This window comes from Bacteroides luti, assembly GCF_900128905.1.
Classification (GTDB): Bacteria; Bacteroidota; Bacteroidia; order Bacteroidales; family Bacteroidaceae; genus Bacteroides; species Bacteroides luti.
The window spans coordinates 59,475-73,948 of sequence record NZ_FQTV01000004.1 but is presented as its reverse complement, the minus strand read 5'-3'; the positions used below and the strand labels follow the sequence as shown (position 1 = coordinate 73,948).

Sequence of the window (14,474 nt, the reverse complement as noted above, 5' to 3'; positions counted from 1 at the left end):
GAAGTTTTTTTTAGTTCTGACTTATATATACTCTATATGAAAGCATGCGGGTTATATTTTCCGATGTAGAGACATTTACTGAAATAGTACACAGTGCTGTACCTGTGGCTGAAGATTTTAGTGTTCCTTTTATCTCGCCATTATTTAGCATTGGAACTTTATCAAATATTGATGGTGATGTATCTGTGTATGTAAAACTCCAGTTAGCATTAGTTACAACAGAATTGCTCGATAGTTGTATGAGCTTTGGTGTGATAACGAACGGGCCACCCCCCGGAAATGTACAACGATATCCGTCTGTTGTTGTTGAAACAGCCGCGGCATAACCTCCGATAGGAGGATACGATTTTAGATCTAACTCCAATTTATAATCCGTTAGGATAATATTAAGCGGTAGATAGTCATTCCGGTTAATAAAAGTAAGATCGGTGAGTGACATGCGTACTTCATTATCAGTTCCATTTATGGCATTAAGGGTAAGTTTAAACCATCCATTATTGTTAACTTGTGATTCATTGAAATAGAAAATGTAATCTTTTAATTCAGCTTTATCAGCGAAACTTGAGCTGCTATTGAAAGTATATGTATAATTACCTGTCGTCTTAGTAACAGGTAATGCAGGAGCTGTTAAACCATTGGAACGTGGTAGTAAATAGATAGCTGATGTTGTAACAGGACTAAGTACTATATCTTTCAATGTAATTGAATGTCCGCTTTCATTCTTAAAATTCAACTTCATTTTGCATAGCATGCGGATCAGTTCCATGTTGAAGCTTTGATTTGCTATGTTTGTAACGTTAAACGTGGTTTTATTACTCATGGGAAGGTAATTACCAGATATTGCATCTATGGTGAAACCATTTGCTATAGTTAAGGCAGAATTCGTTAAGTCTGGCATTGTATTTCCTATTTCTAAATTTGCAAGTCCTGCTTCTGTTAGATTACTTGCCGATAAGTTTGAAAATCCGTAAACTGTTTTTGTCCCTGGTGTCAGCTGAATTTTGATTTCATATAGTTTTTTCATTTCCTGAAATGTCTCTGTTACCTTCTTTTCAATCTTGTTGTTAGCATTTACAACAAAAAGGAGAATTGATTTCATCATCTCATTATCTGAAGCATTAGCATCACTACTGCTTCGCGTACTGATACGATAAGTCACAGAATAAGTTTCTTCTCCCGATTTAACTGTTGTTATAAGATTATCGTCTTTTGTACAACTACAGAGAATAAGAAGTAGAAGAAGGCTTAACACCGATATGTAATTTTGTTTTTTCATATTTCGCCTTTTATTAAAGTACTACATCAGGATGTGCTATCAATCTCCAGGGAGATACGGTTATGAATACGCTTACAAATGATTCTTCATCAGGGTTATCTGGCGTATCAGTCGGGCTGTAAGGCATTGGTTTTCCAAGTCCTGAAAAAGAAATGACTTTTAGTTTGTATACATTATTGCGGACAATACCAAATTCCATGATTGATTCATCTATGGTTCCATTATTTGAATGACGAATCCAGTATGGATAGTAGCAAAGTCCATTAATGTAACAATTAATATTTTTTCCAAATAGCACCAGTCTTGTATCTATGCCATTTTGATTGATACTTCCATCTAAATATCCATAGGTTGCTGATACAAAATTATCCCATGAAATAGTCTCATTAAGATTTGCAGTTAACACTTTACCATTTAGTTTATCTGATAAATAGGCTTTGAACCCCAATAAGTCATAATCTTTTATACGGTTGGCATAGTTTTGTACTTCCTGCCAGGTATTAGCAGCCGTAAAGATCTGAGCAAAGAAATCATTTGCTGGCTGAGAACTTTTTAGTGAAGCAAACTCAATGGCTTCAAGAGAATTACACACTACATTATTGTTATCATAAGTGTAAAATGTGATTGCATTGGTTAGAGTTTTCGCTTCATTTATTCTGGTTGTAGCATTATAAGCAGTTACAGAAGCTGGCATGTATGTTGTTTCAAACATCACTCCGGTAGAATAACCGTTCATTTGACAACTCATGTCGGTAGTATTCTCAAGCGTATAACCTAGTATATAAAATTTTTCTCCATTACTTGTACTTGTTAAATTTGCTGTTTTTACTACATCTTCGCTTCCAAGAGTAAAGCTGTTATTAAAATAGTTGGTATATAATGAAGATGCTGGATCAGATCCGGCTCCACCATTTAATAAATTAAAATGTGAACCTGTAAGGTTAGTCTTAGTCTTTATGATAGTCCATGGATCAATAACGTAATTACTTTGAAAGCTGTTTTGATCTAATGTTTCGTTCCCTAAGTATGAAGGAGTAGCAGACATGCTTGCAGCAACTCGCTTAAGTAGATAGGAGCCTGCTGTTAATCGGTTAATGAGCTTTATTTTGTTAATAGTCACTTGCCCTGTAGTATTACCACTATTGCTAACGTAGTAGGTATTTATGGGTGCATTGCTACTATTATAAGGAATAAAGTCCACTCGGGCAGCTAAACGTTCCACATTTACATCAATTTCGATAGGAGATGCTTCGGTTGATGTTCCTGTAAGTTCAATGGATGAATCATTGGAAGACGACATTACAAATTTAGAATAATCAGTGCCACTAACAGTCCAGGCGGTTTTTTGCAAATAATTGCACACGTTTTTTACTGTAGTAAATTCATATGTCAAATCGCCTGCATTAGCCACTATTATTAGGTGATAAATACCTTTAGGAATCTCAACTCTACGAGTCTTGGTAGTGTTATTAATAATGTCTGAAGTCCCGAAGTATATAGACTTTGAGACTAATACATTATCAGTAATAGCCTGATTTATATCACTGCTCTTGTAAAAGAATATGGTTATATCTGAGACTGTATTCTCATTAGTCTGACCTATTTCTGTTCCGTCTCCTGTTTCTCCTCCGGTAGGGTTGGCTCGGGTAATGGTTGGTGTATTAAGAGTGACAGAAATGAAAGTTCCGGCTTTGTCAGCTGGACATATATCCTTGTCGAACAGAATACAATCCTGGCAAGCAATTGTAGCCAATGCTAATATTGGCATCCATATAAGCTTCTTGGTTTTCATTATAAAATTTGTATATATCATAATTTAAATCAAAGTCCGGAACTATTGAATCGTACAGTCCATCCGTTAATTATAATTTGTGTCTTAAACCATGATAGATTATCATCAAGGAAGAAAACTAAAGAATATTCGTCTTGACGATCCAGATATTCCTGTGCGGTCATTTCTCCTTGGTGTCCTTCCATTTCAGTAAGCATTAGATATGCTGTTAATGGGATATCAACTACTACGTCACCATTCTGAACTTTGGTAATACGCAGACGTGATTTGCTATCAGTCATTAAGCGGGATGTATGTATTCCTGCATAAGCTGTGGTAACAGGTTGAACATCACCCACAGAGTTTTGTTTGGTTACATAAGGCCGATAAGTTAAATCACCATTTGGAATTATATTATTATCATAGTTTATCAGACTATTGTCATCGGTTATTTCGAAATGGAAAGCAGTATCACTTACAGCTGTTCCATTAATTTGTTGTAACACGATGCTCACATAATGAGTGTCTTTTACTAAAGAAACAACTTCTTCCTGGTATACTCCGGTTACTGTTATTTCTTTTATTTCACCATGCCATAACGGATGAAGATCGTTTTTTGATTCATTATTGATTTTTTTTAGAGCTACTCTAAGATCAGATAAAGTAGACTTCCCGGTAATAAGTGAATTGGCAGTAAATGATTCTCCGTCTAGTCCCGCCCATGCTACTATATGATATTTTCCCCGAGAAACTCCAAGTTTTAAGAAATAATCATTCTCCTTTAGTGCATCTCCTTGGTCTGTTTGCATCTTTACGAAGCGATCATTCTCGTCGAAAATGTAAACAGTTACCTGCTTTACTTCATTAGAAAAAGCATCGGCAAACTTCATGTTATAGTCATACTTAAAACGAATGTGACACTCTTCCGGACAATCTGTTCTCTCATCTTCCATAAAGGAACAGGCTGAAAATGTACCGATAAGAATGAAAAGTAGCAGTGCATTGCTAATTTTGCTTCTAATGTTATACAACCGTTTGTTCATTACTTTTTTATTTTATTGTTATTTTTTCTATATATAGAAGTCACCATTTATAGGTTACTATTATTCTCATTTTTTTGTGGGGAAGTGGTTCTTGTACTCTTCCCAAATGCCTACCTCTCTTTGCACCGGTATGCTAAGTGCTTTCTTAATTTAGTTGAAAGAAAACCCGGAAGGAAGAATTTTCCATCCTTCCGGGATTTTTTATTAGATTAGTTGCTTCGTTTTTTATCAGAAATTGATATTGTTGACTCTAACTGTCCAAGGTAATACATAAATTGACATAATTAGAGATGCTTGGTCTACTTCATCTGGTATAGGAGTAGGATCAGGATCTTCAGGACCATTAGGAACCCAAGGTTCGCCAATATTGGCTATTCCTTTTACAGCAAGATAATAAACATTATTACGAACTACACCAAATTCCATTATTCCTAAGTTCTCACTTGGTTGGTCAATATGTTTAATCATCCAATTGTAGAAGCAAGTTCCATTATAGTAGCATCTTATGCCTTTAGCATAAAGTTTTGCATTGAAAGTCTTGATGTCTGTGCTTGTTCCTGCGTAAGCAGTTGCTACTGCATTCTCTAGGAAAACTTTATCTAGTTGTTGAGCAGCATCTGGATAATCTGTATTATAAGCAGTTTGTAGGGCTGCGTAAGAAGTATAGATTATATTTTTATATGTATAAAATGTTGTTGCTGCTGTACTACCACCTATTTTTATTTCAGCTTTATATACAATTGAAGTTGTTTTATTATCATATTGTTCAGTTCTCGTCATCGTATTTTCAAGGCAATATGTAATTTTCGAACCTGCAGTGAATGTCTTATTGATATCGTTGTTACCTACTGTGAAAAAATCACTTGTATACCATGGCGCTGCATCAGTTACTGATGATAAATAATTTGCTTGAATAAAGTTAGGATCTTTAACATAATTTGCATCATGGTTTCTAAGTATAAAAGAACGCTTATTCAGATTATTATAGTTATAATTTACAAGTGTAGCACTTACAGAACTAGCTCCAAGTTTATTAGAAATAGTAAAAGTAGCATCTGATGTATATTCTACTAATTTAACGGCGGCTCGTTCTACACATAATCTAATATTTGTAGGAGCGGTAACAGTTCCATTAATTTCAAATGCAACAGCAGGTGTTACGTAATTTCCCATTAAGAAATTATTTGAATTGGCAATTTCTCCTTCTCCGGTAATGTCAGGACCTGTAGAGCTTGTTAATGCAGTCATTTCTGTTGTTAGAAGCGTAGGAATATTAACAGGGCTAGTTTGATAATTAGCTTTTTTAAGAGCCGTTATGTCTGCTGTTGGATTTAAAAAGACATACACTCTTGCTTTTCCTTTAGTTACTAACTTTGCTGATTTTGCCAGATAATTTTTAGATTCCGCAGTACCACCATCAACAGCAGAATTACCATCTGGAGCAAAATCGGTATTGGCGTATTCCAAATAATCCGTAATATTATTTGTAACTGAATCAACCAAAATAACAACGACTTTTGTGAACTCTTGTTCAATAGCCAATCCATTCTCTGTGCTACCGTCTATGGGATCGGCTTTTGTGATAGCGGATTTTGGAAATGAAATTTGCAAACCCAAGTACGCTTCTTCTTTTGCTGCACTGTTAGTGACTACATTTTCATCTGTACTACAGGAAAACAAGGCTGTTGTTGCTAATCCTGCGAATAGTAAATTTCTAATTTTCATAGTTTATAAGAATTAATTAATTAAAATGGTAAAAATATGTTATCTCTAATTGTCTTTTTCTAACTCTTTGAGGTTTGATAATGCCTGAGGAACTCCTGCTGTGGAAGCCTTTTCAAATAATTTTTCGGCTTTTCCCTTTTGTTCTTCAAGTACTGCCAAAACTCCAAGGTTATTAATTGTCTCGGGTGATTGTTTATTTGCTTTTGCAAGATATTTTTTAGCTGCTGCTATATCGCGTTTAATTAGGGCTATGGAAGATGCATTCAGGTTTGCAATAGGATCATCCGGAAACATACGCACTGCTATATCGAATACCTCATTGAATTCGTTACTTCCTTTTTCATAAGTTTGGGCAAGAAGATACATTTCTTGTAAACTTAGCTGTTGAGGATATTTCTTAATAATCTCTTTTGTTTCTTCTATACTAAATCCTTTGACTATATAACTCACCGTGTAATCTGAATGACGTAGAGCCGGGAAGTATTCATGCAGCATAAACTGATATGATTCTCCAGCATTGAGGTTTTTTAGTTTTTGCTCTTTAGCATCAGGGGAAATATTTTCGTTGATTATTGCTAAAATTTGATTTTTATTTTTCAGATTTGATTTTTTAATATAACTTGATAATCCATCCCAATCTTCAGGAGTTGACTTTACCGTAAACTTGATATTGCCGAGATTATACAAATTGTTTATATACTGTTGCAAAGCTTTAGCTCTTTCATTTGCCAGTCGAGAGTTTTCTGTATAATTACCTTCTGGAGATGCATATCCATGAATTGTCATGTCAGTGATATGAGTGTTTTTATCATTCTTTATTTTATCAATGGTTTGTCTAATCTTTTCCAATTCGATAGGATTGTGCCTATAATCGAAATTAATGATTGTTTTATTTTCCGGGAAATCCAGGTAAGCTTTTCCTTCTTCTTTTCTAGTCTTGATCTCTTCTGCCTGGGGAGTTATATATGCAACATCCGGTAATTCATTAGATCCTTTAACATCTTTAACTTTGATATCGGCAATATTAACAAGAACTAGCTGGGAATCTTTTTCTTGTTTTCCTCCGCAACCGCATAAATTAATATTGAGAGCCAAAATAGACTCACGCATCCATGTCTCGATAGGAACACTTGTTCTGTATTTTATCTGTTGCTTGGTTTTGTTGATTCGCCGAACTTCTGTGTATAAATTATTACCAGGATTATTGCTTAACAAATTGCGAGTGTATACAATATGTTTTCTTTTTCCGTTAATCAGAACTTCCGGTAACGCTTTACTCTGGTTCTGAGTTTCAAGAATAGGAATAATAGTCATTGTACGATTTGATGCAAGTTTTAGGTCGGATATATCCAATATCATCTCAATAATTAAATCAGTTTCATACTTGCGTACATCTGTTGAGAGTACACGTACTGATTCACTGGATACAGCTTGCTGTGCATTAATTTTTGTATTCTGCAGGGTCAATAATAGAACAAATGCAGATATATAGATTTTAAGATTCATAGCTAATTGATTTTATATTAACGTATCACGTAAATCAAAGAAAGAGTAACTCTTGTTATACCCCAGTAGTTTTTATTGTAAGTGCCAATTCTTTCTCCACATTGAGGACAGAGGTATTTATCGTAATGACCATATGCATATCCTCCACCAATACTAGCTTCAAGCCCTAAACGCTTGTTGAAAATCCACTGATGTCCAATACTTACACCTCCACCGTATAGATTACCTTCGTAGCGGTGAGTTTTTACGTCAGGAAACATGTTGAATGGGAGCGTAATTCCTCCAAAATTGAATTGCCCAACATGTGCGTGGATGCCAAAGAAAGTCCCATTAAACCTTTCACATGTCCAAAAGCGAAGTTCAGGCTGGAATAGCCAGTGCTTAAATTTTTTATTATTTTCAAAAGTGAAAGGATTAAAACCTCCATAAAGATCCAAGGTGGTCTTTTTTTTCAGGCCTATTTCCAGTGCAAGATTGGGAGTAGTAGTCGCATCGTAAATAATGTTATTCTTTAATGCTATTTCCTGTGGACTGACCGTTGAGGAAATTCCCAATACAAAAAATAAGGTTAAAAGTTTCTTTTTCATTTTTTAGTCACGTAATAAAGAAGAAGGAAGTCCTTCTTCATGATTTAGATTTATTTAGGTATGTTTTTCTCATGTATCAGAACTAACATTTCAAAAAAAAAAAAGTTTTGAAGTATAAAACTTGTAATAGTTTACATTATGTTTTAATATATTACTAATATTAACAGGTTAGGATATGTCTGGTATTATTGCATAAAAAAGTGCTTATTACTGCTAGGATTTTTTATGATTTTCTTGTTCTTATATATTTTTCTAATTTGACATTATATGATCTGTAATGCCTATAGAATTTGCTTTATTAAGATTTATAAGTGTAGATCTAGATTTGTTCTTTAAATACTGGAAAGAAAATAATCTTATTTATGAATTTTTGATTATAGCTTTAGTTTTTGTCTAGTTATAATTAAAAAGTAAATGCACAATGTATATTTAAAGCGGTTTTTAACTTGCAATATCTATTTTATTTGTTCTGCTGAAAATGAAATATTATTTAATATTTAGTAATTTTATTCAGATTGCGTAAAATTGTGTCTATTTAGATTTTATTTATGTTGTTTTTTATTTGTGTTTTTTAAAGAAATACATTTAATAAACTATAACGTATGATAACATTTTAAGCTTGTATTTTATCTTTCTTTAAATAGTATAATTGGATTTAATTTTGTCATTTTAGTCATTGTGTTGTTGTTTTGCATGAGTATTATTTAAAAATAAAGTATAATTAAAAAACTAAATTTCCGTTTAGTAATATTCCTGGTTTAGCTACTATTTCCATTATTTTAGAATTCAGCACAAGAAGTTCTGAAAAATAAGTTGGAGGCATTGCCTGGAGTCAGTGAGGTTGAGCTTCTTAAGAGTTCTCACTATAGCGAAAAATATACAATGATGTTTGAACATCTGGTAGAATAAAAATCATCAGGCTGGGACTATAATCAAGGGGTAATCATTTATTGCTTTTTAAGGACGAACTATTTAAAATTATGTTTATCTAGATAGCTGATAAAGAAAGATTGACAAAAGTGATAAGAATAGGTTTTGAGAAGAGCCTGACAAATATCTGGTTGAGTAATGTTATCTGGAGGAATTGATCCGTGGAGTGCTTCTGGATGCACATGGATTAAAGATAAGAAAAATATCAAAGTGTATGTTCAGCCTGATGGTAGTCATCGAACTCGTATATCTACCATGCAGCCGGATGTACAAAAAGAAATTATTGATAGGTTGAACTTCTGGTTAAATAACTAAATGTTACATTTGATTAGTCCTAAATAAACATCAAATGTTTATTTAGGACTAGCTATTAGTCTGTTACAGAAATTACTCTTTTCTCTTCACTACTCTTGAATGCTGCTTCAATGATTTTCATAACCCGAATACCATCATCTACAGTAACCGGCATCGGTACGTTTTGCGTGAGAGAATTATATACTCCGTTGTAGAATTCAAGATAATTGCCCTGTAAAGTCTCTATCCTTTTACGGATTGTTTCTCCTTCAGCTACGTAGTTTATAAGTCCTTCTTCCTGTTTTGGCTCCGTTCCCCAATTGGGTGCATCAGGAGTGAGCCCTTTTTGCAGATCTGCTTCCTGTACGTCGGCACGAGATTTCAGGAAAGAGCCTTTTGTGCCATGAACGATATAAGCCGGCAAAGCCTCTTTTACAATATATCCACCTTTTATTCTTACTCTGAATGAAGGATAGTAAAGAAGAATGTCGAGACTATCTTCAACGATGGAATTGGGGCGAGTAATTCTCAGGTCGGCAAAAACAGCTTCTGGCATACCAAATAAGTATAGAGCCTGATCGATAATATGCGGACCGAGATCTCTCACAATTCCGGCTCCTGGATTAGGTTCTTCTTTATGCTTTTTCGGACTCAGTTCCAGGTTAAAACGATCGAAATGTATTTCCATTTCATTAATATTACCAATTACGCCGCTCTCAATTACCTGCTTCACTGTTCTGAAATCACTGTCCCATCTTCTGTTCTGGAAAACTGCAATCTGTTTGTTCTGTTCCAGAGCGATAGCTTTAAGCTCTTCTGCTTCCGAAACAGTCGAAGTGAAAGCCTTCTCAACTACCACATGCTTTCCGGCCTTCAGAGCTTTTGCTGCATATTCAAAGTGAGAATAAATAGGAGTATTCACCACAACCAAATCAATTGAATCGTCATTCAATACAGCTTCCAGCGAATCATAAGAATGCACTCCGGGATAAAACTCCTGAATATGTTTCTTACTTCTTTCCCACGAACCGGCAAGATGAAATCCGCTATGCAGATTTATAAACGGGGCATGGAATACTCTTCCGCTCATTCCGAAAGAGAGTAGGGCAGTGTTAATCTGTTTCATAACCTGATTTATTTTATAAATGATAAAATAGCTTATTTAAACTTGCGTTCTATCATTTCATAGATTTCAATGGAATGATTATCTGGAGATTAAGTTCAGCTGTTATAATTCTTTTGAAGCAAACAGTTCTATGGCTTTGCTTGCAATTCGCTGTCCAAATACCTCGAACATCGGTTTGCTTTGCTCGAAGTTTTCTTTCAGAGCTACAGCACCAAGGTGAATAAATGGTTGTCCCAGTGCCGAACCGCCGGAGTATACCAACATTCCTTTTACCATCAGGTGATTAATAATAGTTAGAATAGCGGTATCTGCACCACCTTGTGCATAATCTGCAGTTGCGAATACAGAACCAATTTTGCCTTCCAGCTTGTAGTTTCTCGACTCATCGAACCATTTCTTTATCTGCCAACAAGTATTTGCATAATAGGTTGGTGTTCCGAATACTACAGCTTTACTTTCTGCCAGAAATTCATCATCTATATGTTCCAGATCGAAGATTCCTACTTCAATACCTTGAACACTTTTCATTCCACTTGCTATTACTTCGGCCATCTCTTTGGTATGACCGTTTTTGCTGAAATATAATATGGATAGTTTCATGATTATTTTATCGTCACCATAGTAGCTCCATAACCATACTCTTTAAAGGAAGCATCCTGACTTTGATAAGTCTTATATTTGTGCTTCAGTTCGTCAAGAATTGCTTTGCGCAACACTCCGTCGCCTTTTCCGTGAATAAAGACAATCTTTTGACCTTTTTTGTTCTTGTTTTCTTCGAGTACTTTGTGGAATTCTCCTAACTGGTAGTCCAGAATTTCTTTGTTACTCATATTGGCAGTGTTATCAAGTAACTCATTGATGTGCAGGTCTACTTCGATAACTTCATTTTTTACAGGTCTCTTCACTATTGGAGTTGCAGCTGGTCTGTCTACATTCTTCTTTCCAAGTAAAGCTTCCTCTATTTCTTGTGCAGATACATACATCTGTTTTGCTGGTTGATCGTTTTTTACGATATCATAAATCAAAGCAGGATCTTCAAAATAAACAGATTCACGGAATGTATGCAGCTTATAAAACTTAACTGTATCTATGCGAAGCTCTACACTCACTGCTGGTTTCAACATGAAACTCTTAGAATCTTTGAAAGCGATTAGCTGAACGGCTACATGTTCCAGCTCATTCAGAATATCTTTATTAAACTCTTCCAAAAAGAGTTTAGTATTAGGCTCAATCAGTCCGTGAGAACGACTTTTCCATGCTTTCCCTTCTGCACTTAGGTAATTATAATAAATATAATAATTGCTATCGTTTACCAGATAAGCTTCGAATGGAGTGCCCGAGATTGCTTTGGCATCAATTGGAACGTATGCCAGAAGTACGTTCAGTACTTCTCCCTCACGTGTTTCGGTAGGACGAGAAGTTATCTGAGGTGCTTCGACTTTCTTTTCTGCTTTTGCCGATTCATTTGATGTAGCTTTTGAAGTATCAGCCGGCTTTCTTTTTAAGTTATAATCATCTGTTTCAATAACTACACATTCGCGTATAAGCATTGGTACCTCAAACCCATCTTCACCCTCTACTATTACTTGTTCATTCCTTGCAAATCCAGTCACAATTCCGCCTCCCACTTCGCTGAGGAAACGCACTTTATCGCCTATTTTAATACTCATATTCTTTCTACGTTTAAAGTTCTTTGAGCAATCTGCTCTATTTTCCGTCAAATATCACTAATTTTGCCGAGATAGAAAAGAAAAGATGGAAGAAACAAAACATATTAAGATTAGTGAGTTCAATTATCCGTTGCCGGATGAGCGAATTGCAAAATTTCCGCTTCCTGTGCGAGATCAGTCTAAGTTGCTTGTCTATAAGCATGGAAACGTGAGTGAAACGATATTTACTTCTCTGCCCGAACTTATTCCGGCCGGAAGTCTGATGATATTTAATAATACGAAGGTAATTCAGGCACGGCTTCATTTCCGTAAAGAGACTGGCGCTCTGATTGAAGTGTTCTGTCTGGAACCTATTGCTCCGAATGATTATGTGCTTTCTTTTCAGCAGACCGAGAGATGCAGCTGGCTTTGTATGATTGGTAACCTGAAGAAATGGAAAGAGGGATCTCTTACCCGGGAGATTGTGGTAAAAGGAATGCCGGTGGTATTGAAAGCTACCCGGGGAGAATGTCGTGGCACAAGTCACTGGATTTATTTTTCATGGAATAATAAAGAAGTTACTTTTGCCGAGATTCTTGAAGTTGTTGGCGAACTGCCTATTCCTCCATATCTCAACAGGGAAACTCAGGAAAGTGATAAGGAGACCTACCAGACTGTTTATTCAAAGATTGATGGGTCGGTGGCTGCTCCTACAGCCGGACTTCATTTTACTGAAGGAGTTATGCAGGATTTGGAAAAGCGTGGTGTGGAACTGGAAGAATTGACTTTGCATGTAGGTGCCGGAACGTTCCGTCCTGTGAAGAGTGAGGAAATTGCAGATCACGAAATGCATACGGAGTTTATTTCTGTAACAAGAAAAACCATTGAAAGGCTTATTGCTCACCAAGGGAGGGCTGTAGCTGTTGGTACAACTTCGGTTCGCACACTCGAAAGCCTTTACCACATGGGTGTAACTTTAAGTCGACATCCTGATGCTACTGAAAAGGAACTTCATGTAAACCAGTGGCAACCGTATAAGTTTCTTCCGGATCTGACAGCTGTTGAGGCTCTTGAGCATATTCTTGCTTACATGAATCGTAATGGACTGGAAGTGCTGCATAGCAGTACGCAGATTATTATTGCTCCGGGATATGAATACCACATTGTAAAAGCTATTGTAACCAATTTCCATCAGCCACAAAGTACATTGTTATTGCTGGTTTCGGCATTCGTTCATGGCGACTGGAAGAAGATATACGATTATGCGTTGAGTCACGATTTCCGTTTCCTGAGTTATGGAGATAGTTCATTACTGATTCCTTAAAGAGATAGACTTATGTATAAAGATAATAATGAAGAGATGTTCCCGTTGGTAGATGAATTGGGAAATATAACCGGAGCTGCTTCGAGAGGGGAGTGCCATAACGGTAGTAAGCTATTGCACCCGGTGGTACACCTTCATGTATTTAACGATAAAGGTGAGCTGTTCCTGCAGAAGCGTCCGGCATGGAAAGATATTCAGCCCGATAAATGGGATACAGCGGTAGGCGGACATATTGATTTAGGCGAGAATGCTGAGCAGGCCTTGAAGCGTGAAGTAAGCGAGGAACTTGGTATTACCGAATACGAACCTCAGTTTGTTACCAGTTATGTGTTCGAATCTAAAGTAGAAAAAGAACTTGTCTTTGTATATAAAACCATCTATAATGGTGAGATTACTCCCAGTAAAGAGGAGCTAGCTGGTGGACGATTTTGGGGCATTCAGGAAATAAAGGAGAATATCGGGAAAGAGGTATTTACGCCAAATTTCGAAGGCGAGATTAAGCGAGTGAATTTGCTTCCCGGTATTGAATGATAACTTAAGAAATAGTATAACCTTAAAAGAATAGTGGTATGTTGGGTGGTATTGTTATTGGCATCATAGCTGGTTATGTAGCCGGCAAGATAATGAGAGGCGGTGGCTTTGGTTGTTTTGTGAACCTGATTCTCGGAATAATAGGTGGTGTGTTGGGCAGTTGGCTGTTTGGTTTACTCGGCATTTACACCACAGGATCTATCGGACACTTAGTAACAGCAACTGTAGGTGCCATTGCTCTGCTTTGGGTTTCTTCGCTGTTCTCCTCAAAAAAGCATTAATTCTTTTTATTTCTGTTTATCCGCTATCTCTCTCATAAATATTAAAAATGAGAAATTGATCTAGCAATCTGGCAGTAGGTGCTTAAACTGTTGTATATAAGTATTATATAGGTGCTAGATCAAATTTAATTGATCTAGCAATCTAGCGCTTAGTCTCGTCCTGATTCTGGTGGTTCTTTATTTGTTCAGATGAAGTTATATGTCGATAATGCAAATCTCTAAGATATATAAATGTTTTTTATTAGAGTTTTAGTTGTTTGACTCTGCCTAAATGAGTTAGAATAGAAGCAATCCTGCGATTAATAATCCTAACTTGAATAAGGCACAAATCTTATTATTATAATCTTTCCTTTGCATTCAATTAATCAGATTTTATTTCTAAAAAGTGATAAATCCTGGTACACCCGGGTGGAAGTTATCCGTACACCCGG

Annotated in this window: 13 protein-coding genes; 4 read left to right on the top strand and 9 right to left on the bottom strand. The window is 35.9% G+C overall.

Annotation, left to right across the window (positions count from 1 at the left end; genetic code table 11):
* Positions 1-10 precede the first annotated feature (10 nt).
* The 6 genes from BUC21_RS04720 to BUC21_RS04695 all read right to left on the bottom strand — a co-directional run bounded on the left by BUC21_RS04720 (position 11) and on the right by BUC21_RS04695 (position 7,908).
* A complete protein-coding gene (locus tag BUC21_RS04720) occupies positions 11-1,276 on the bottom strand; it encodes a hypothetical protein (RefSeq protein WP_073399747.1) in 1,266 nt (421 codons plus the stop codon).
* A 13-nt stretch (positions 1,277-1,289) separates the two neighbouring features.
* Positions 1,290-3,068: an Mfa1 family fimbria major subunit gene (locus BUC21_RS04715; RefSeq protein ID WP_073399745.1), complete on the bottom strand. Its 1,779-nt coding sequence runs from the start codon at positions 3,066-3,068 to the stop codon at positions 1,290-1,292.
* Between the two features lie 29 nt (positions 3,069-3,097).
* Complete coding sequence (locus tag BUC21_RS04710; RefSeq protein WP_073399743.1) at positions 3,098-4,090, bottom strand: FimB/Mfa2 family fimbrial subunit; 993 nt, start codon at positions 4,088-4,090, stop codon at positions 3,098-3,100.
* Between the two features lie 228 nt (positions 4,091-4,318).
* The gene (locus BUC21_RS04705; protein ID WP_073399741.1) at positions 4,319-5,815 is read right to left on the bottom strand and encodes an Mfa1 family fimbria major subunit; all 1,497 of its coding nucleotides are present in this window, start codon (positions 5,813-5,815) and stop codon (positions 4,319-4,321) included.
* A 45-nt stretch (positions 5,816-5,860) separates the two neighbouring features.
* Positions 5,861-7,321, bottom strand: a complete 1,461-nt coding sequence (locus BUC21_RS04700) for a DUF3868 domain-containing protein (RefSeq protein ID WP_073399739.1) — start codon at positions 7,319-7,321, stop codon at positions 5,861-5,863.
* Positions 7,322-7,338: 17 nt separating this feature from the next.
* A complete protein-coding gene (locus BUC21_RS04695) occupies positions 7,339-7,908 on the bottom strand; it encodes a DUF3575 domain-containing protein (RefSeq protein ID WP_073399737.1) in 570 nt (189 codons plus the stop codon).
* Between the two features lie 1,068 nt (positions 7,909-8,976).
* On the opposite strand from BUC21_RS04695, the gene BUC21_RS16405 reads away from it, so the two are divergent.
* Positions 8,977-9,153 carry a hypothetical protein gene (locus tag BUC21_RS16405; RefSeq protein ID WP_175550479.1) on the top strand — a complete coding sequence of 59 codons (177 nt, stop codon included), beginning with the start codon at positions 8,977-8,979 and terminating at the stop codon, positions 9,151-9,153.
* 55 nt (positions 9,154-9,208) lie between these two features.
* On the opposite strand, the gene BUC21_RS04690 is transcribed toward BUC21_RS16405, so the two are convergent.
* The 3 genes from BUC21_RS04690 to BUC21_RS04680 all read right to left on the bottom strand — a co-directional run bounded on the left by BUC21_RS04690 (position 9,209) and on the right by BUC21_RS04680 (position 11,922).
* A complete protein-coding gene (locus tag BUC21_RS04690; protein WP_073399735.1) occupies positions 9,209-10,258 on the bottom strand; it encodes a Gfo/Idh/MocA family oxidoreductase in 1,050 nt (349 codons plus the stop codon).
* Between the two features lie 102 nt (positions 10,259-10,360).
* Positions 10,361-10,858 (bottom strand): flavodoxin family protein, encoded by a 498-nt coding sequence (locus BUC21_RS04685; protein WP_073399733.1) that lies wholly within the window; start codon positions 10,856-10,858, stop codon positions 10,361-10,363.
* 2 nt (positions 10,859-10,860) lie between these two features.
* The gene (locus BUC21_RS04680; protein ID WP_073400053.1) at positions 10,861-11,922 is read right to left on the bottom strand and encodes a DUF2027 domain-containing protein; all 1,062 of its coding nucleotides are present in this window, start codon (positions 11,920-11,922) and stop codon (positions 10,861-10,863) included.
* Between the two features lie 91 nt (positions 11,923-12,013).
* On the opposite strand from BUC21_RS04680, the gene BUC21_RS04675 reads away from it, so the two are divergent.
* Genes BUC21_RS04675 through BUC21_RS04665 form a run of 3 tightly spaced genes read left to right on the top strand, consistent with a single transcriptional unit; the run spans position 12,014 to position 14,043 of the window.
* Positions 12,014-13,231, top strand: a complete 1,218-nt coding sequence (locus BUC21_RS04675) for an S-adenosylmethionine:tRNA ribosyltransferase-isomerase (protein WP_073399731.1) — start codon at positions 12,014-12,016, stop codon at positions 13,229-13,231.
* Between the two features lie 12 nt (positions 13,232-13,243).
* The gene (locus tag BUC21_RS04670) at positions 13,244-13,762 is read left to right on the top strand and encodes an NUDIX hydrolase (protein ID WP_073399729.1); all 519 of its coding nucleotides are present in this window, start codon (positions 13,244-13,246) and stop codon (positions 13,760-13,762) included.
* A gap of 38 nt (positions 13,763-13,800) precedes the next feature.
* Positions 13,801-14,043 (top strand): GlsB/YeaQ/YmgE family stress response membrane protein, encoded by a 243-nt coding sequence (locus BUC21_RS04665; protein ID WP_073399727.1) that lies wholly within the window; start codon positions 13,801-13,803, stop codon positions 14,041-14,043.
* Positions 14,044-14,474: the final 431 nt, after the last annotated feature.